Annotated in this window: 14 protein-coding genes, 2 tRNA genes and 2 rRNA genes; 7 read left to right on the top strand and 11 right to left on the bottom strand. The window is 36.6% G+C overall.

All coding sequences use genetic code 11. The features are described from left to right. Nucleotides 1-19 precede the first annotated feature (19 nt). From HAV12_RS05565 to HAV12_RS05575, 3 genes are all read left to right on the top strand, one after another. Nucleotides 20-811, top strand: a complete 792-nt coding sequence (locus HAV12_RS05565) for a sensor histidine kinase (RefSeq protein WP_171568798.1) — start codon at nucleotides 20-22, stop codon at nucleotides 809-811. 113 nt (nucleotides 812-924) lie between these two features. Beyond that, the gene (locus tag HAV12_RS05570) at nucleotides 925-1,590 is read left to right on the top strand and encodes a response regulator transcription factor (RefSeq protein ID WP_171568799.1); all 666 of its coding nucleotides are present in this window, start codon (nucleotides 925-927) and stop codon (nucleotides 1,588-1,590) included. 331 nt (nucleotides 1,591-1,921) lie between these two features. Further along, a complete protein-coding gene (locus HAV12_RS05575; protein ID WP_171568800.1) occupies nucleotides 1,922-3,181 on the top strand; it encodes an asparagine synthetase B in 1,260 nt (419 codons plus the stop codon). 1 nt (nucleotide 3,182) lies between these two features. On the opposite strand, the gene HAV12_RS05580 is transcribed toward HAV12_RS05575, so the two are convergent. The 11 genes from HAV12_RS05580 to thrS form a co-directional block, all read right to left on the bottom strand. Further along, nucleotides 3,183-3,986, bottom strand: a complete 804-nt coding sequence (locus HAV12_RS05580; protein WP_171568801.1) for an endonuclease/exonuclease/phosphatase family protein — start codon at nucleotides 3,984-3,986, stop codon at nucleotides 3,183-3,185. Nucleotides 3,987-4,400: 414 nt separating this feature from the next. After that, nucleotides 4,401-5,069, bottom strand: a complete 669-nt coding sequence (locus tag HAV12_RS05585; protein ID WP_171568803.1) for a response regulator transcription factor — start codon at nucleotides 5,067-5,069, stop codon at nucleotides 4,401-4,403. 12 nt (nucleotides 5,070-5,081) lie between these two features. Beyond that, a complete protein-coding gene (locus HAV12_RS05590; RefSeq protein WP_171568804.1) occupies nucleotides 5,082-6,854 on the bottom strand; it encodes a tetratricopeptide repeat-containing sensor histidine kinase in 1,773 nt (590 codons plus the stop codon). Continuing rightward, a complete protein-coding gene (locus tag HAV12_RS05595; protein WP_171568805.1) occupies nucleotides 6,854-8,572 on the bottom strand; it encodes an ATP-binding protein in 1,719 nt (572 codons plus the stop codon). Before HAV12_RS05595 ends, HAV12_RS05590 begins: the two co-directional genes overlap by 1 nt. Nucleotides 8,573-8,739: 167 nt before the next feature. Then, nucleotides 8,740-9,174, bottom strand: a complete 435-nt coding sequence (locus HAV12_RS05600; RefSeq protein WP_171568806.1) for a carboxymuconolactone decarboxylase family protein — start codon at nucleotides 9,172-9,174, stop codon at nucleotides 8,740-8,742. A 78-nt stretch (nucleotides 9,175-9,252) separates the two neighbouring features. After that, nucleotides 9,253-9,825, bottom strand: a complete 573-nt coding sequence (locus tag HAV12_RS05605) for a Crp/Fnr family transcriptional regulator (protein ID WP_171568807.1) — start codon at nucleotides 9,823-9,825, stop codon at nucleotides 9,253-9,255. 149 nt (nucleotides 9,826-9,974) lie between these two features. After that, complete coding sequence (locus HAV12_RS05610; RefSeq protein WP_205423352.1) at nucleotides 9,975-10,697, bottom strand: hypothetical protein; 723 nt, start codon at nucleotides 10,695-10,697, stop codon at nucleotides 9,975-9,977. Nucleotides 10,698-10,815: 118 nt separating this feature from the next. Further along, nucleotides 10,816-11,160: a 50S ribosomal protein L20 gene (gene rplT, locus HAV12_RS05615; protein WP_007810721.1), complete on the bottom strand. Its 345-nt coding sequence runs from the start codon at nucleotides 11,158-11,160 to the stop codon at nucleotides 10,816-10,818. 102 nt (nucleotides 11,161-11,262) lie between these two features. Further along, the gene (gene rpmI / locus HAV12_RS05620) at nucleotides 11,263-11,460 is read right to left on the bottom strand and encodes a 50S ribosomal protein L35 (RefSeq protein ID WP_007810722.1); all 198 of its coding nucleotides are present in this window, start codon (nucleotides 11,458-11,460) and stop codon (nucleotides 11,263-11,265) included. 98 nt (nucleotides 11,461-11,558) lie between these two features. Next, on the bottom strand, nucleotides 11,559-12,056 hold the full coding sequence (gene infC / locus HAV12_RS05625; RefSeq protein WP_213308157.1) for a translation initiation factor IF-3: 498 nt from the start codon (nucleotides 12,054-12,056) through the stop codon (nucleotides 11,559-11,561). A gap of 76 nt (nucleotides 12,057-12,132) precedes the next feature. Next, on the bottom strand, nucleotides 12,133-14,079 hold the full coding sequence (gene thrS, locus HAV12_RS05630; protein ID WP_132038303.1) for a threonine--tRNA ligase: 1,947 nt from the start codon (nucleotides 14,077-14,079) through the stop codon (nucleotides 12,133-12,135). Between the two features lie 1,199 nt (nucleotides 14,080-15,278). On the opposite strand from thrS, the gene HAV12_RS05635 reads away from it, so the two are divergent. The 4 genes from HAV12_RS05635 to HAV12_RS05650 all read left to right on the top strand — a co-directional run bounded on the left by HAV12_RS05635 (nucleotide 15,279) and on the right by HAV12_RS05650 (nucleotide 20,228). Continuing rightward, a 16S ribosomal RNA gene (locus HAV12_RS05635) occupies nucleotides 15,279-16,792 on the top strand. Between the two features lie 121 nt (nucleotides 16,793-16,913). After that, nucleotides 16,914-16,987, top strand: a tRNA-Ile gene (locus HAV12_RS05640). A 98-nt stretch (nucleotides 16,988-17,085) separates the two neighbouring features. Next, nucleotides 17,086-17,159, top strand: a tRNA-Ala gene (locus tag HAV12_RS05645). A 185-nt stretch (nucleotides 17,160-17,344) separates the two neighbouring features. Next, nucleotides 17,345-20,228 (top strand): 23S ribosomal RNA (locus HAV12_RS05650). Together the 16S and 23S rRNA genes with 2 tRNA genes alongside form the textbook arrangement of a ribosomal RNA operon. The last annotated feature ends 108 nt before the right edge of the window (nucleotides 20,229-20,336 follow it).

Below are 20,336 nucleotides of genomic sequence, written 5' to 3' on the forward strand. Positions count from 1 at the left end.
GTGAAATAAATAGGTTTATATGAGTATAAATTCAATTCCTGAAAAAGAGATTGTTGCTATAATATTATACACATCGCTTTTTTTTGTGGTTATGGCTATTGCATTGGTCGTATTTTTCTATTTTTCAAGAAAAAAAATCATTCAGCAAGAACTGGAAAAGAAAGATTTGGTATTACAGTATCAAAAGGAACAATTACATGCTGTTATTATAACCCAGGAAGAAGAACGTAAACGTATTGCTCAGGATTTACATGATGACATCAGTTCTAAACTGAATATTGTGTCCTTAAACAGTCATTTACTGACGGCTCCTAACCTTACTGAGAAAGAAACTTTTGAAATTACCGAGAATATCATCAATCTCACAACAAAGGCTTTAGAGAATTCCAGAAAAATTGCACATAACTTATTACCGCCCGTTTTTGAGAAATTTGGACTTAATGCTGCTGTTGAAGAACTGTGTGAAGAGTTCGAAAGTTCAAAAGCGGTAAAGGTATATTATAAAAATGAAATTGATTTTGATGACAAGGATATCGATCGCCATCTGCATGTTTTCAGAATCCTGCAGGAATTAATGAACAATTCCATGAGACACGGGAAAGCCAGCGAAATCTGGATTGCCTTCAGGAATGATAATCAGATTAAAACCTGTAGTTATGAAGATAACGGAGTAGGTTTTGATATGGAAAAATTGGAAAATCAAAAAGGTCTTGGTATGAAAAATATAGACAGCCGTGTATCATTTCTGGACGGAACAATCCAAATAAATTCACAATCAGGCAATGGTATTGCTGTAATGTTTACTTTTTAAAGTAGAATTTAAGACAAAAGTCAAATTTTTACTAATAAACAAAGGTATTTTTCTTTTTTTTCAAAGCATATTTTGTAATTTCGGCAGAACTAAACGACCAAAACCAAATAAAAATGAGCGGTGCTATTAAAATTGCTTTAGTTGATGACGAAATTTTATTTCGGAAAGGAATTTCTTTTTTACTGCAAAGAGAAGAAAATATCGAAATTATTTTTGAAGCTTCCAACGGAGAAGAACTCATTTCCCGTTTAGAAGACAATGAAATAAAACCGGATATTATTATCATGGATTTGAAAATGCCTGTTCTCAATGGAGTTGAAGCCACAAAAATTATCCGGAAAATTTATCCGGACATAAAAATAATAGCTTTAACAAGTTACGATACAAAATCGTTCGTTGCCAATATGATTCAGGTTGGAGCTGTTGCTTATCTCATAAAAAATACCACTCCAAAAGATTTAATTCACACCATTAATGAGGTATCCCGAAAAGGGTTTTACTACAGTCAGACTGTTTTAAAAACAATCCAGGACACCATCATTTCCTCAAAAAATAATAAGTGTAACTTAGAAACCGGGTTTCTGTCACCACGTGAAATAGAAATTCTTCAGCTTATTTGTCAGCAAAAAACAACTTCTGAAATTGCTGATCAGCTTTTTTTAAGTCCAAGGACTGTCGAAGGCCACCGAAATAATCTATTATTAAAAACAGAGTCCAGGAATATTGCCGGATTAGTCGTTTATGCAATTCAAAATGAAATTGCAGTTTTAACCATTTAAATTCAACTTGCCAGAAATTGAATCGATAAAACATAATACACTATTATAGTTAAGACAAGTAAGCAAATACCTATTTTCTGTATTACATTTAATCCCTTTGGTTCATTGTTGCCATCATTGGGTTTCATGATTAAATTTTTCATTGATTTATATAATTGGTTATTAGTCCACAAATTTAATTAGAAAGTGTAGTTGAAATACAGGTGTTTTTACGTGATTTTGCACATTCTTCTGACAAATTTTCCTATTTTACTAACACGGCCTTAATAAAACAGGTATGCAGTTGCATTTTTTACTCCTTCCTTTATATCTTTACTAAAATAATTTTCTGATGAATAAAGGATTGGTTTATATTTTCATACTTCTATTTTCATTAACTGCCAAAGCCTCTTTCCTATTAGTGCCAATGGATGAAACTACACAACAGAATCATCTCAAAGCTTATGGAATTACCTACTGGTGTTTAAGTAAAGATTACAAAGCCAGCTGGCTGCTGAATTACCGCGGAGGTTCATTTTTATTGCCTGATGTAGAGGAAATTAGAAAGGAATGTAAAATCAGGGGAGTTAGTTTTGAAATAATTTCAGATAGTGAAGAAGCTTCTATCTTAAATGATATTTCGAGCCCTTCTCAGAATATGGAATCCGTAGTTCTTGAAAAAGCACCCAAAATTGCCGTTTATACACCAAAAGGAAAACAACCCTGGGATGATGCCGTAACGCTGGTTTTAACGTATGCTGAAATACCTTTCACCCCAATTTATGATGAAGAAGTTCTGAGTGATCAGTTACTGCTTTACGATTGGCTGCATTTGCATCACGAAGATTTTACGGGCCAATATGGGAAATTTTACTCCGCTTATAAAAATACACCCTGGTATATTGACCAAAAAAGGGACGCTGAAGCACTGGCCGCTAAATTAGGCTATGCCAAAGTATCACAGGAGAAAGGTGCGGTTGCAAAAAAAATCAGGGATTTTGTAGTAGGCGGAGGATTCATGTTTGCAATGTGTTCTGCAACCGATAGTTTTGATATTGCACTCGCTTCAGATGGAGTTGATATTTGTGAAGCCATGTTTGACGGAGATGCGAGTGAATCCAATTATCAGTCCAAACTAAATTATGCCAATTCTTTTGCGTTTAAAAATTTCACTTTAGAACGAAAACCTGAAGTATATGAGTTTTCAGATATTGATATGACTTCAAAACGAAAAATTCCAATGGAAAAAGATTATTTTTCTTTAATGGAGTTTTCTGCAAAATGGGACCCAATTCCAAGTATGTTGTGTCAAAATCATACACAGCTGGTAAAAGGTTTTATGGGACAAACGACCTCTTTTGATTCGGCTTTAATAAAATCCAATGTTTTGGTAATGGGCGTTTGCGAACTTAACGGGGAGTCCAGATACATTCACGGAGAAAAAGGGAAAGGAATGTTTACCTTTTTCGGAGGTCATGATCCGGAAGATTTTCAACATCAGGTAGGAGATCCGCCAACCGTTTTAGATTTACATCCAAATTCTCCGGGTTACAGGTTAATTCTGAATAATGTATTGTTTCCCGCAGCAAAAAAGAAAAAGCTTAAAACGTAGCTTATCGGATTGAAAATTCAAACCATATAGGAATATGGTCCGATATTTTTCGGGCTTCTTTCAGGGAAACAAACTTTTTATAGAACAGAATTATGCCGGAATTGAGGTTAGATAAAGAATTTGTTCGGTAAAAGATATTGTCAAATTCTGAGGCTAAGCAATTTTCAGCTATACATTTTTGTTTTAAAGTTGTTTTTTGATTTTGAAAAACGGTAGTATACCCCATTTTTTTCAACGGATTAAAAACAGTATGTGATTGCGGACAATTGTAATCACCAATAAAAACCAAATTTAAAGCGGGGTATTCCTGTGGCAGAAATTTAAAATACTTTATTTCTGTTTCAGGTTGTTTACTTTTTGTAATCGCATGAAAAGTAACTAAGGTGACTGTTTTTTTACCAATTGCAAAACTTGCAAAATAAGGTTCACGATCAATTTCCAGCGTATATTTTTTTTCCAGCCAGGCATTTCCCTTCAGTCGTGCTTTATTGGTTTTCCAGATAAAGGCATAACGTTCTTTTTTATAACTGCTGCCACTGGTAGGATCACTTACACGATAATCCCATTTGGAACCTTTTTCATTTAAAATTTCAACAAGTTTTGCTACCGCCTGAGCGCCGCCATGACCTGCTACAACTTCCTGAATGGTTATAATGTCATACTCGCAAAGGGTGCCTGCGATAAAGTTTAATTGAGCTTCTGTTTTTGATTTCCCAAAATTCTCTAAGTTCCAGGACAGGACTTTTACCTGTGAAAAAGACTGAAAAGTAAGGAATAGTATTAAAAGACTTAGAATATTTTTCATGCAGTATTTAAAGGATCAAATATAAGCATTTCAAAATTTGCTGCTTCTTCTTGCGAATAAATGGTTTTTTTAACCAGTACTTTAATGTTTCTTATATCTGTTTTTTAGGGCCGTTGTTATAATTATTATTTGTAAAACTAAAAGTGCAGGGATAAAAATAATATTCCAGTCTACCTCTATCCATCCTGTTTTCTCTGATACAAAAGCAAAAGAAATTGAAAGAAAAAGACAGAGTAACATAGCTTTGATGACAATTTTATTTTTAGGCGTATTAATTCTGGACAAAAATTTCCGGCTTTTATTGTTCTCTAAATTAATTCTGGATTTTGGTTTCATTGATGTTTTAATAGATTCTACACAAATTTAAAGTTATAAAAGCTGATTTCCTTACGGGAAACCGTAAGTAGACTAAAACTAAATCAATCCAAAATCCTTTGCAATAGCAATTAAATGAACATTGTTGTTAGCTTTAAAATATATTTTTAGTTTATTGATTCTTTTTTCAATACTGCTTGTCCCGTTTGGAGTTATTGAAATGACTTTAAATTCATTTGAGATATTTTCTAAAGTATAACCCTTAGCCAAAAGGTTTAAGATAGAGATATCGTAAGATTCAATTTCAATTAAAGCCTTGTCATTAAAAATAAGTGATAAGTCAGAGGATACTATTTTCTCTTCATTTCTAAAAGTTTTCTCAATTGCGGTTTTGAGTTCATCAATACTATTGCGTCCTTTAGTTACGTAGGCATTGATTTTTAAATCATCAAAAAGAGATTTTATACGATACGATTTATCTTCTATCGAAAATATAATCTTTTTTATGGAAGGCTGTACCTTATTTACAGCCCCTATGAGTTCTTCACCCGAAGAAAGCTTTGTTTTTCTGTGATCCGACTTAAATGACAAATCGCTTATTAGTAAGTCATAAGGACTGTTCTCGGTCATTCCTTTTTTTATTTTTAATAACGCATCATCACAATACTTTACATGATCAATTACAGGAATGTTCAAATCTTCAAGAACCTGAATAATTCCTATGCTTATACTATCTAAATCTTCTGCAACTAAAACCTTTTTGAACATACTACTGTTTTTTTATATAGAAAAAGAAAAACTTAATTTAAATCCACTTTGGGAATAAGTGCCAAAATTAATCGTTCCGTTGATAGTTTTTATACGGCTTTCCACATTTTGTAGTCCATTTTTTAAAATAAATGTATTTTTTGTAATCCCAACGCCATTATCAGTGTAATTTACGGATAATTTTTTATTATTTATTTTAAAAGTGATGCTGGCCAAAGTAGCTTCACTATGCGTTTTCATGTTGGCAAATAACTCCTGAATTATTCTGTAAAGAATTATTTTTTTGTTCTTATCAACTTTGTTCCAGTCAATTGTATCCAGACCATTCAGTAAAATATTTACATTCGGAGTTTTAAATCCGGCTATCATTTCTTTTAAAATAAAAACATAATTTTCATCAGTTACAATATAACTGTTCTCTTTTGAGATATTTCTGGTGCGTGAATATATAATTTCTAAATTGTTTAGTAATTGTTCTTTATTTTCGCTTTTTTCGAGATTTTCGCTCTTTACAAAAGTAATAGTATTGTAAATATTGTTTGAAAGTTCACTTTTTAGTTTCTCTGAAATTCGTATTTCACTGTTGTAAATGGCTTCATTCTTTTCTCTTCTTCCTTTTAGCAGGAGATGCAAAGAGAGAAATGATATAAAGATCAGAATGCAGAAAATAATGATATAAGATATTATATTCCGGTTTTTTTGTCGTTCCAGTTGTAATTGGTTTTCTGCCTGTTGCATTTTTAACTGTAGATTTTCTGCCTTGTCCAGTTCTGAATCGTATTTAATCTGGGCAAACGAATTTTTTGCTTTCAGCCTGACTTCTTTAATACTATCAATAAGATGAATGTATTCGAGAGCGTATTTTTTCAGATCTTTTCCGGTACTGCATTTTACTAATATGTTTAAAAAATTTGCTCTCTTTGTAGGGAAATGGTTTTTACGGGATATTTCGTAAGCTATTTTTGCATGTTGATTAGCAAGCTCAGGATGTTTTTTTAGATAATAGAGCGAGATAAATCTGTGATTGAACATTATACCTTCCTGATCATTTATTTGAAGGTTAATTTTCAAGCTTTCATTAAAACACTGTAATGCCTTACGATTATTAGTTTTATAGTAGCAATACCCCAGATCATTCAACGCTATTGCATGATTTCTTTTGCTGAAATCTAAATTGTTTTTATCTATGTATTTTTTTTCAACCAACGGCAAATATATTTTTATGGCTTCATCGTATTTTTCCTGATTACCGTAAATACCTGCAATATTACTTAAAGTCTGATTCTTTTTTAAAGTAGAAATAGTGTGCTCTAATGCTTTTTTGTGGTATAGGACCGCATTTTTAAAATCGTAAGTATTGTTATAATTATTAGCCATTATAGTGTATACATACCATTTAAATCGGGGCCTAGTTGTTTTGCTTAAATAAGGCATAGTTTTAGTCAGCAGGTACTCACTTTTGATGAAGTCTCCTTCAAGCTGTACCATTTCAGCCATACAGGCTAAAGAATAAACATACTCATCAGGATTTTTTTTAGGTTCAATAATTGCCAGAGCTTTATTAAAGTACTTGTAAGCACTGTCTCTTTTATTATTGTCAAATAAAGCATCTGCAGCATCCATGATTTTTTTAATTTCAGCAGTATGATTTTTTTCCTTAGGTTTAATATGATTATCTCTTCTGCAGGAATGAACAGAAGAAATAATCAATAACAGTATAACCATCTTGACCGGAAAGTATTTGACAGATGTTTTTTTTAGAAAAAGATTTATATATTTTTTCATTATTGCAACGGAAATTTAATAAAGATTTTAAAGCCTTTTCCTGGATTTGATTCAATATCAATACTTCCCTTTATCGAAAAAATTCGATTTTCTACATTATGAAGTCCATTCTTCAGGACTATTTTGTTAAGGTCAATACCCTGTCCATTATCAGTATAATTAATTAGGATGTTAGTAGTGATTTTTTTGAAAGTAATTACCACTAATGTTGCCTTACTGTGCTTTTTCATGTTTACAAGTAATTCCTGTATTGTTCTGTAAATCGTTATTTTTTTTGTTTTTTCGATTTCATCCCATGCGATTGTGTCTAAATCATTTACTAAAAGATTAATATTCGTGGTATAGAATCCCGAAATCATTTGTTTTAATGAAGTTTTATAGTCTTCTTCAGTATTGATTGGAGATTTTTCCTTTGAGATGTCACTGGTTCGGGAATAAATAGTATCCAGATTATCTAATAATTGCTTTTTGTTTTCCGGTATCGAAAGGTCTTTATTTTCAGCAAAAACCATGGCATGATACACATCATTAGCGAGTTCATCATGTAATTTTTTCGAAATTCTGGTTTCACTATGATAAGTTGCTTTGAGTTTTTCGCGATTTGCTCTTGAAATTAGATAAAAATACAGAATAATAATGAAGACCAAAGCCAGCAAAATGATAACATAAGAGATTATATTCCGCGTTTCTTGTCTTGCTAACTGCAGTTCGTTTTTGATTTTTTGAGACTTTAATTTTAAGTTCTCTTCTTTTTCTTTTCTCGAATCATATTTAATCTTTGCAAATAGATTTTTTGCTTTTTGCTTTATTTCAAAAATACTATCAGTTAATTGAACATAGGTAATTGAATTTTTTTTTAATTCTGTATCGGAATTGTTTTTGATAAGAAGCGCAAGAGTCCTTAATTGATTGTCAATGCAATTGGTAATCGTATATTTATCGTAACTCAAATTAGCATATTTCGTCGATAAAGCCGGATTGTATTTTTGATAATACTCCGCAAGATAATAGTAGGTTTTGCCCAATTCAGAATCATTTTTCAGTTCAGATTTTATTTCTAAACTTTTGGTGTAGAATGACAAGGCCACCCTGTTTTCGAGTCTAAAATAGCAAAAGCCTGTCCTGTCCAGTATTTTAGAGTAAGTTTCCGGATTCTCCTGAATGTTTTTATTGATACTTAAAGCAAGTAATAGTTGTAATGCTTCACTGTATTTTTTCTGTTTTATAAAAACAGAGGCAATATAATTTTTTGTTTTTAGTTTTCTGATCTCATCTGTTTTTAAAGCTAATGCCTTATTAAAGTAGTAAAGGGCATTGTCATAATTGTAGATATTGGTATTGTTAGTGCCGAGAATAGTATAGATTTTCCAGTCGGCTGAATCTTCTATGTAATTTAAAAACGGCAAAGCTTCCTTGACAGTGGTCTCACTGCCAATAAAGTCATATTGATCTTGCTGTATCTCTGCCATATTGGACAGGCAATGAACATAAGCATCGGTGTTATTTTCGGGATTACAATTTATTTTGGCTTTATTGTAATAATAAAAAGCGCTGTCAAATTGTTTGTTGGTATTAAATTTATCAGCAGTTACAATAAGCTTTTGAATTTCTGTTTTGCTTTTTGTTTCTTTTGGAATGAGAATAGTTTTCTTTTGACAAGAAGAAAAGACAGTGAGAGTGAAAAATATGTAAAGGTAAATTAGTCTTTTTGGTATCATTGCGCCAAAAATAGAAAATTCTATAAAATGGGAGCACGTATAAATACGGTATTTTAGATATTCATTAAAATAAAAATGATGAAATTCTCATATACAGCTATATACAAATAAACCCTCGAAGTTGAGGGTTTGTATTTGCAATTTTTTTGTAAAACTTATCTTTAAAATTATACGGCTCTCATTCCCGTAGCAATTCCAATTCTGTTCCAGGCATTGATGGTAATGATCATCATAATTATTTCCGCAAGGGATTTTTCATCAAAATATTGGGCTGCATTGGCATATGTTTCTTCAGAGACATGGTGGCTAATTAAGGTCACCTCTTCAGTCAATGCCAAAATTGCTTTTTCTTCTTCTGTGTAGATATCAGCTTCGCGCCAGGCACTTAATAAATAAATACGTTGTTCACTTACACCTAATTTTCGGGCATCTGCAGTATGCATGTTAATACAATAGGCACACCCATTTACTTGCGATGCTCTAATTTTAATGAATTCCTTATGAACAGGATTTAATGATGTTGAAGCGATGTATTTTTCTAAACTTAACATGGCTTGATAGGCTTCCGGGGCTACTTTCGGGATAACGATTCTTGGTTTCATTGTACTTGTTTTTTAAGTTTGATACAAAGTTCAGCTATATCTGCTTTTCAAAACTTGAACTACTTCAAGAAATTCCGATTAGATTTTTCCCGCCCTTATTTTACTCATAAACTCAGCCGAAAAATCTAAATAGGAGGCAAGCATGTATTGAGGAACACGTTGTACAAATTCAGGAAACAGGTTATTAATATGATGGTACCTTTCTTCTGCAGACATTGTAAACAAAAACTTAATCCGCATTTGCGCTGCCCCAAATGATTTTTGTGAAACAATTCTAAAGTACCGTTCCAGATTTGGAATCTGAATAAGTATAGACTCAAGGGCTGGTTTTTCGATAGCAATAACCTCGCAGTTTTCTACGGCCTGAATATAAAAATGGGAGGGAGTGTGGTTATGATAACTGAGGTAGTCCGTAATCCACCAATTTTCTATGCCAAATTGAAGTGTTTGTTCGGTTCCTTTTGAATTAATGATATATTGCCTCATGCAGCCTTTTACAATAAAGTAGAGCGTATTGCAGATTTGCCCCTCCTGTAATACATGTTCCTTCTTTTTGATTTTAGACAAACTTAAACACGACTCCAAAGTATCAATTTCTGAAGGTTCTAATGTGACAAATTTTTCGATGTGGTCAAAAAGGGACTTGTGCATAAAGTAAGTTTTGCTCTTATACAAATGTACTTTTTAAATTCAGAAGGCTAAATAATTTCATTGTAGAAGTTAATCTTAAAGGAGCTGTTTACTTTTATACCGCCAGAGACAGCAGCTTTCCATTTTGCATTCTCAATGAAATAAATAAGTTAATTAACGATATCATTATAAAATTTTTGATTTTCGGGATTTTCAAATTCAAGATTTATCTTGATATCAGAGACTTTGTCATCTTTATTTATTGTAAACATGGTTTTCGCCATAAAATCTCTTTTATGTATTAGATGCATAAAACCAGCCGGATATTTGAAATTGGAAAAAAAATCTTTTTGAATTTGAATTTTCTGATCAAGGAAATCTGCGGCTTTTGGATATACTATACAATAGTTGTCGACTCCGATAGGATATTGAAAAGGATCATCTATTCTACTCATTACATACATACTGTCAGCTGCTTTTTCAATGTCTTTTGTAAAGTTGCGACCGTACTTTAGATTTAATAATTCATTAAATGCCTTACAGTAGCAGTTGGTTATTGCGGGATAACTTTCTACATCATCTCCTATATGGAATAACGCAAATTCTGTTTCAGAAGATTCACGAAATTCAATTCCTCTTTTTTTTAGTAACTTATTTAAATAAGGATGGTGTCTTTTAGAATCGCTATCAAGATATCCTTCGGGTTCAATATAATAAAAGATTTCTTGAAACCTAAAATCCATTTTTGCTCTTTCAATTTCAGATTTACAATTGACATCTCGCTTGTCAATTACACCAATTATGGTATTGATAGTCTTTTTGTCAAGATTATTTACTTGTGCGATGGTAGACAAGCTATGTATTGTAAATAATAGGATTAGAAAATTTTTCATCACGAAGCTATCTTTTAAACTGATTAATTTAAATGGTGATTCTATAAAAACAAAAACCCAGTCGTTTGACTGGGTTTTCTATGATAAGTAAGTAATCTAAATTGAGTTTATAAAACGTTTATTTTACTTTATTAAGTATTGCTTTGAAAGCTTCAGGGTGGTTCATCGCTAAATCTGCAAGAACTTTACGGTTCAATTCGATTCCGTTAGCTTTAACTTTACCCATGAATTGAGAATAAGACATTCCTTCTAATCTGGCTCCAGCGTTGATACGTTGAATCCATAAAGCACGGAAATTTCTTTTGTTTTGTTTTCTATCGCGGTAAGCGTAGCACATTGCTTTCTCTACTGCATTCTTAGCAACTGTCCAAACGTTTTTACGTCTACCAAAGAAACCTTTGGCTTGCTTCATTATTTTTTTTCTTCTTGCTCTTTTAGCAACTGAATTTACCGATCTTGGCATAATTTTAATGTGTTTTTGTAGCAGGCGTCCTGAATTAAATCAAAGGAACTTAAAAGCCATACTCCAAGGTTATATTTAAATGATTTTTAACCTAAAGAATTATTAGATAATTCTTAATTGTTGTTTGATGCTTTTCATATCTGTAGAGTGAACTAGCGCTGAGTGTGTCAAAGCTAATTTACGTTTTTTAGATTTTTTAGTCAAGATGTGACTTTTAAAAGCATGCTTTCTTTTAATCTTTCCAGAACCAGTAACTTTGAAACGTTTCTTGGCGCTAGATTTTGTTTTCATTTTAGGCATTTTTCCTAGTGTTTTAATTTATTCTTACTTACTTATATTTTTGTTTCAAGTTTAATGTTTCAAGTTCACAACTGAACACTGAGACTTAAAACTGAACACTATTTCTTTTTCTTCGGAGCAATGAACATAATCATTCTCTTTCCTTCTAAAACAGGCATAGCTTCTACTTTACCGTGCTCTTCTAAATCAGTTGCCAAACGTAATAATAAAATCTGACCCTGATCTTTATAGATGATAGAACGTCCTTTAAAGAAAACGAATGCTTTTAGTTTAGCACCTTCTTTCAGGAACTTCTCAGCATTTTTTCTTTTAAATTCGTAATCATGCTCATCCGTTTGAGGACCAAATCTAATTTCCTTTACGACAACTTGTGTTGACTTAGCTTTTAATACCTTATCACGTTTCTTTTGTTCGTAAACAAATTTCTTGTAATCCATGATTTTACAAACCGGCGGCTCAGCGTTTGGTGAAATCTCAACCAAATCCAATTCAAATTGATCCGCTAAACGTAAAGCCTCTGCAAGTTTAAATACACCTGGTTCGATGTTTTCGCCTACTAGTCTTACTTCTTGTACACCACGAATAAGGTTATTTATTCTGTGTGCATCTTTTTTTTCTACTCGAGGTTGGTAACCTCTGTTGCTTCTTATTGCTATGACTTTATAATTTAAGTTAAACTGTAAAAACTTTTAATGTCTTTTTTATTTCTTCGTTTACAATAGCGACAAATTCCTCAATTGTAACTGTAATATTCCCTTTTCCTTCCTGACCGTGACGACGAATTGAAATTGTTCCGTTCTTCTCTTCTTCCTCACCTACAATAAGCATAAACGGTATTTTCTGCATCTCTGCATCTCTAATTTTCTTACCAATAGTCTCGCTTCTGTTGTCAATTAGGGCGCGAATTTCGTGATTTTCTAGCAAATCTAAAACTTTTTTAGCATATATTTCATATTTCTCGCTCAAAGACAAGATTATAGCCTGTTCCGGCATTAGCCAAAGCGGGAAATTTCCTGCAGTGTGTTCCAGTAAAATTGCGATAAAACGTTCCATTGATCCAAAAGGAGCTCTGTGAATCATTACAGGTCTGTGTAATTCGTTATCAGCACCTTTGTAAGTCAATTCAAAACGCTCAGGAAGGTTGTAATCCACCTGAATTGTTCCTAATTGCCATTGTCTGCCTAAAGCATCTTTTACCATAAAGTCAAGCTTCGGGCCATAAAAAGCAGCTTCGCCATATTCTACAACAGTATTCAGTCCTTTATCGGCAGCAGCATTGATAATGGCATTTTCAGCTTTCTCCCAATTTTCGTCTGTACCAATGTATTTGTCTCTGTTTTCTTTATCTCGCAACGAAATTTGAGCAGTAAAGTTTTCAAAACCTAACGATCCGAATACATATAATACTAAATCAATTACTTTTTTAAACTCTTCATCCAATTGCTCCGGAGTACAAAAAATATGCGCATCATCCTGAGTAAATCCTCTAACACGAGTTAAACCGTGCAATTCACCAGATTGCTCATATCTGTAAACAGTACCAAATTCAGCATAACGTTTAGGTAAATCCTTGTAGGACCAGGGTCTTACATTATAGATCTCACAGTGGTGAGGACAGTTCATCGGTTTCAATAAAAACTCTTCACCTTCAGCAGGAGTATTGATCGGTTGAAAACTATCTGCCCCGTATTTTGCATAGTGACCGGAAGTTACATAAAGTTCTTTCTGTCCAATATGTGGAGTAACTACTTGCTCGTATCCCGCTTTCTTTTGCGCTTTTTTAAGAAATTGCTCAAGTCTGTCTCTAAGTGCAGCACCTTTTGGTAGCCAAAGAGGTAAACCAGCACCCACTTTTTGAGAAAAAGCAAACAATTCTAATTCTTTACCTAATTTACGGTGATCGCGACGTTTAGCTTCCTCAAGAAGTTCAAGATACTCAGTTAAGTCCTTTTGTTTAGGGAAAGAAGTTCCGTAAACACGAGTCAGCTGTTTGTTTTTCTCATCACCTCTCCAATAAGCACCGGCAACGCTCATGATTTTAAAGGCTTTGATGATCCCGGTATTCGGAATATGTCCACCTCTGCATAAATCAGTAAAAGTAGCATGATCACAAAATGTGATTGTTCCGTCTTCAAGATTCGAAATCAATTCAGTCTTGTAAACGTTGTCTTTATATAGCTCTAATGCATCTGCCTTGCTAACAGGGCGCATTTTGAATTCATGTTTCCCTCTCGAAATCTCAAGAACGCGATCTTCAATCTTTTTAAAATCAGCATCAGTGATTTTTTGATCTTCAAAATCAACATCATAGTAGAAACCATTAGAAATTGCAGGTCCAAGCGTTAATTTAATTCCCGGATACAATTCCTCAAGTGCTTGTGCCATAACGTGCGAAGTCGAGTGCCAGAAAGCTTTTTTGCCTTCAGCATCATTCCAGGTGTATAATATAAGACTACCGTCGGTCGTCAATGGAGTTTCGGTTTCAATTGTTGTACCATTAAAAGATGCAGAAATCACGTTTCTGGCAAATCCTTCGCTAATGCTTTTCGCAACCTCCATTGGAGTTACGCCTGAAGCAAACTCTCTAATTGACCCGTCGGGTAAAGTAATCTTAATCATTGTTTTTAATTTTGTGAATGCAAATATAACGCATTACAAAAATACATACAATACATATCGGCATGTTTATACTATAATATGTAAGAAGAATGTGAATTGTAATAATGTAGGCCGTTTTGTCCTAATATAGTAAGGGTGAAATTCTCCTATATATAAGGTAAGATTTCGGTTCTACACCCCGACAGGTTTTGAAAACCTGTCGGGTTTGTTTTTTATACATATAGGTATATAGGAATTATTCTTTCCAGCTGAGCGCAGTCGAAGCTTTTGGATTTGGTATTTAAAAAATTGGTTCTTAACAAGGAGCTTAATCCCGCTGTCCGTTCCAATCTTTTGTCCGCCGCGGCGGACAAAAGGATTTCCACTTCCATCGAGGCTATGGCAGTAGTTTTCAAAAGAGATGCACGTTATACATATGAAAGAAAATAAACTTTCCGCCTTTGCGTGAGCTAAGACTTTAAAGTTGGCTTTTTAAGGGGCTCCGTAACAATACAGGCGTGAAAACCCCCGTTTAGCCCCAAAGAAAGACAAAAGAGGTTATTTGTTAAAAGGGCAGAAAAACGCTTTAGAATTGGAAGACCCGCTAAAAAGGGAGGCTAAGATAAAGTGTTGGTTGGATTAATCGCAAAGACCTGTTGAAATTCCTTACAAATGGTAAAAATGTTTAATTTGTAAAAACTCTGTTATCAGAGAGTTAAGAAAAAGTTTTGAAAAAGATGTAAATTATATAAGTAAAAGCCTTGTAAATGTAAATAAAGGGACTACTTTTGCACCCGCAACAGTGACAGACGTTCATCGAAATACTGACAGGCATTACAAATCAAGACGAAAATTTATTTTCAAAAAAGATTTAAAAAAGCTTGTGAGATTTGAAAACAGATGTTACATTTGCACCCCGCAAAACACGGAAAGTTCATTGATAGATTGGTAGGGATTTGGAGGATGCGAGACTTGAAAAAAGTTTCAAAAAAAATCTTCATAAAGTTCTTGCTAATTAAAAAAGAAGTTGTAGTTTTGCACCCGCTTTGAGAAACAAGCGAAAAGAAGAAATACACGTTCGTAGACATATTGAATTGACAGCCGCTTTAACAGAGATGTTAAGGCAAAAGAATAAAGAGTAAGATAATCGAGAGATTAGAAAGAACCGATAGAGACTGATTCGAATAACAAAACGATCTGATTAATCAGATCAACAATATACGATGAAGAGTTTGATCCTGGCTCAGGATGAACGCTAGCGGCAGGCTTAACACATGCAAGTCGAGGGGTATGGTTCTTCGGAACCAGAGACCGGCGCACGGGTGCGTAACGCGTATGCAATCTACCTTTTACAGAGGGATAGCCCAGAGAAATTTGGATTAATACCTCATAGTATAATGACTCGGCATCGAGATATTATTAAAGTCACAACGGTAAAAGATGAGCATGCGTCCCATTAGCTAGTTGGTAAGGTAACGGCTTACCAAGGCTACGATGGGTAGGGGTCCTGAGAGGGAGATCCCCCACACTGGTACTGAGACACGGACCAGACTCCTACGGGAGGCAGCAGTGAGGAATATTGGACAATGGGCGCAAGCCTGATCCAGCCATGCCGCGTGCAGGATGACGGTCCTATGGATTGTAAACTGCTTTTGTACAGGAAGAAACACTGGTTCGTGAACCAGCTTGACGGTACTGTAAGAATAAGGATCGGCTAACTCCGTGCCAGCAGCCGCGGTAATACGGAGGATCCAAGCGTTATCCGGAATCATTGGGTTTAAAGGGTCCGTAGGCGGTTTAGTAAGTCAGTGGTGAAAGCCCATCGCTCAACGGTGGAACGGCCATTGATACTGCTGAACTTGAATTATTAGGAAGTAACTAGAATATGTAGTGTAGCGGTGAAATGCTTAGAGATTACATGGAATACCAATTGCGAAGGCAGGTTACTACTAATTGATTGACGCTGATGGACGAAAGCGTGGGTAGCGAACAGGATTAGATACCCTGGTAGTCCACGCCGTAAACGATGGATACTAGCTGTTGGAAGCAATTTCAGTGGCTAAGCGAAAGTGATAAGTATCCCACCTGGGGAGTACGTTCGCAAGAATGAAACTCAAAGGAATTGACGGGGGCCCGCACAAGCGGTGGAGCATGTGGTTTAATTCGATGATACGCGAGGAACCTTACCAAGGCTTAAATGTAGATTGACCGGTTTGGAAACAGATCTTTCGCAAGACAATTTACAAGGTGCTGCATGGTTGTCGTCAGCTCGTGCCGTGAGGTGTCAGGTTAAGTCCTATAACGAGCGCAACCCCTGTTGTTAGTTGCCAGCGAGTCGTGTCGGGAACTCTAACAAGACTGCCAGTGCAAACTGTGAGGAAGGTGGGGATGACGTCAAATCATCACGGCCCTTACGCCTTGGGCTACACACGTGCTACAATGGCCGGTACAGAGAGCAGCCACTGGGCGACCAGGAGCGAATCTATAAAACCGGTCACAGTTCGGATCGGAGTCTGCAACTCGACTCCGTGAAGCTGGAATCGCTAGTAATCGGATATCAGCCATGATCCGGTGAATACGTTCCCGGGCCTTGTACACACCGCCCGTCAAGCCATGGAAGCTGGGGGTGCCTGAAGTCGGTGACCGCAAGGAGCTGCCTAGGGTAAAACTGGTAACTAGGGCTAAGTCGTAACAAGGTAGCCGTACCGGAAGGTGCGGCTGGAACACCTCCTTTCTAGAGCCTTAGTGTTAGCACTTGTGCACGCTGAGGAAAAAAGAAGAAGCTTTAAAGGTTTTAATTTTAAGACTATTTTACTCTTGCTGTTAGTTCAAATAATAAATTTTAGGAATAAGAGTGTCTCGTAGCTCAGCTGGTTAGAGTACTACACTGATAATGTAGGGGTCGACAGTTCGAGTCTGTCCGAGACAACTATTTAAACTTAAAAAAAGGAAATTTTAGAAGTTGAAAGATTAAGGATCAAAAAGTTCATAATTTTTAATTCACGATTTTTAATTTTTAATTAAAAAGGGGGATTAGCTCAGCTGGCTAGAGCGCCTGCCTTGCACGCAGGAGGTCAACGGTTCGACTCCGTTATTCTCCACAAAAGGTTTTAAGCTATATGCTTTAAGCCGTAAGCAAAAAAGCCTAAGGCGTAATGCCTAAAGCTTATAGCTAAACAAAGTTCATTGACATATTGAGATAAGAAATAATAAAAAGTAGAAAGCGTTTTTTACTATTTATAGTAAAAGACAAAAAAAACGGTCATAATTGATTTTATGATTGGTACAATAAGCAAAATAAGGGCGTATGGGGGATGCCTTGGCTCTCAGAGGCGATGAAAGGCGTGATAAGCTGCGAAAAGCTACGGGGACGGGCACACACCGATTGATCCGTAGATACCTGAATGGGGCAACCCACTATGTTGAAGACATAGTACACCGATAGGTGGGCAAACCCGCTGAACTGAAACATCTAAGTAGGCGGAGGAGAAGAAAACAAAAGTGATTCCGTAAGTAGTGGCGAGCGAACGCGGATTAGCCCAAACCAATGTTGTTACGGCAATGTTGGGGTTGTAGGACCACGACATTTTATGTACAAAGAATTAGAATTTACTGGAAAGTAAAGCCGGAGAAGGTGATAGCCCTGTATAAGTAATGAGTATAATAGATAGTGGTATCCTGAGTAGGGCGGGGCACGTGAAACCCTGTCTGAATTTGGCGGGACCATCCGCTAAGGCTAAATACTCCTGAGAGACCGATAGTGAACCAGTACCGTGAGGGAAAGGTGAAAAGAACCGTGAATAACGGAGTGAAATAGATCCTGAAACCATACGCTTACAAGCGGTCGGAGCCCTTTCGTGGGGTGACGGCGTGCCTTTTGCATAATGAGCCTACGAGTTAACGTTGCTGGCAAGGATAAGTGGTTAAGTCACGGATCCGTAGCGAAAGCGAGTCTGAATAGGGCGCTTTAGTCAGTAGTGTTAGACGCGAAACCGTGTGATCTACCCATGGGCAGGATGAAGCTGTGGTAACACACAGTGGAGGTCCGAACCGGTTGACGTTGAAAAGTCTTCGGATGACCTGTGGGTAGGGGTGAAAGGCCAATCAAACTCGGAAATAGCTCGTACTCCCCGAAATGCATTTAGGTGCAGCGTTATTTTAGTTATATAGAGGTAGAGCTACTGATTGGATGCGGGGGCTTCACCGCCTACCAATTCCTGACAAACTCCGAATGCTATATAATGATTGATAACAGTGAGGGCTTGGGTGCTAAGGTCCAAGTCCGAGAGGGAAAGAACCCAGACCATCAGCTAAGGTCCCCAAATATATACTAAGTTGAAAGAACGAGGTTTGTCTGCCCAGACAGCTAGGATGTTGGCTTGGAAGCAGCCATTCATTTAAAGAGTGCGTAACAGCTCACTAGTCGAGCGGACGAGCATGGATAATAATCGGGCATAAGTATATTACCGAAGCTATGGATTTAGAGTTTACTCTAAGTGGTAGGGGAGCATTCTAACAGGGTTGAAGGTGTATCGTAAGGTATGCTGGACTGGTTAGAAAAGAAAATGTAGGCATAAGTAACGATAATGCGGGCGAGAAACCCGCACACCGAAAAACTAAGGTTTCCACAGCTATGCTAATCAGCTGTGGGTTAGTCTGGTCCTAAGGCGAACCCGAAAGGGACAGTCGATGGCTAACGGGTTAATATTCCCGTACTACTAATTACTGTGATGGGGTGACGGAGTGATGAAAGCGCCGCGAACTGACGGAATAGTTCGTTGAAGTACCTACCTATAAGCTGCGCAGGCAAATCCACGCGGCTTGGGGAAATACGATAGTACTCGGAGTCTTCGGACAAAGAGATAGTGCGCCTAAGGGCTTCCAAGAAAAACCTCTAAACTTCAGGTAATTAGTACCAGTACCGTAAACCGACACAGGTAGTTGAGGAGAGAATCCTAAGGTGCTCGAGAGATTCATGGCTAAGGAATTAGGCAAAATAGACCCGTAACTTCGGGAGAAGGGTCGCCCTGTAGCAATACAGGGCCGCAGTGAAGAGGTCCAGGCGACTGTTTATCAAAAACACAGGGCTCTGCAAAATCGTAAGATGAAGTATAGGGCCTGACACCTGCCCGGTGCTGGAAGGTTAAGAGGAGATGTTATCTTCGGAGAAGCATTGAATTGAAGCCCCAGTAAACGGCGGCCGTAACTATAACGGTCCTAAGGTAGCGAAATTCCTTGTCGGGTAAGTTCCGACCTGCACGAATGGTGTAACGATCTGGACACTGTCTCAGCCATGAGCTCGGTGAAATTGTAGTAACGGTGAAGATGCCGTTTACCCGCAGTGGGACGAAAAGACCCTGTGCACCTTTACTATAGCTTAGTATTGACCTTGGATAAATGATGTGTAGGATAGGTTGGAGACTGTGAAGTGGCGTCGCCAGGCGTTGTGGAGTCATTGTTGAAATACAACCCTTTGTTTATCTGAGGCCTAACCCCACAAACGTGGGGGACATTGCTTGGTGGGTAGTTTGACTGGGGTGGTCGCCTCCAAAAGAGTAACGGAGGCTTCTAAAGGTTCCCTCAGTACGCTTGGTAACCGTGCGTAGAGTGCAATGGCATAAGGGAGCTTGACTGAGAGACATACAGGTCGATCAGGTACGAAAGTAGAGCATAGTGATCCGGTGGTTCCGCATGGAAGGGCCATCGCTCAAAGGATAAAAGGTACGCCGGGGATAACAGGCTGATCTCCCCCAAGAGCTCATATCGACGGGGGGGTTTGGCACCTCGATGTCGGCTCGTCACATCCTGGGGCTGGAGAAGGTCCCAAGGGTTGGGCTGTTCGCCCATTAAAGTGGCACGCGAGCTGGGTTCAGAACGTCGTGAGACAGTTCGGTCTCTATCTACTGTGGGCGTTAGAAATTTGAGTGGATCTGATTCTAGTACGAGAGGACCGAATTGGACAAACCTCTAGTGTATCTGTTGTTCCGCCAGGAGCATCGCAGAGTAGCTACGTTTGGAAGGGATAAGCGCTGAAAGCATATAAGCGCGAAACCCACCACAAGATGAGATTTCTTTTAAGGATCGTGGAAGATGACCACGTTGATAGGCTATAGATGTAAAGGCAGTAATGTCATAGTCGAGTAGTACTAATAATCCGTAAGCTTATGTACACCCTTTTCCCGGGCCGCAAGGCTCGGGGAGAAACTTTCTAAAATAAAAAACTTTCTTTATCTCAGTATGTTAAGATATTATTGCAATTTTTTTAATTTTTAATTCTA

The sequence above is a fragment of the Flavobacterium sp. CLA17 genome, assembly GCF_013112255.2.
Classification (GTDB): domain Bacteria; phylum Bacteroidota; class Bacteroidia; order Flavobacteriales; family Flavobacteriaceae; genus Flavobacterium; species Flavobacterium circumlabens.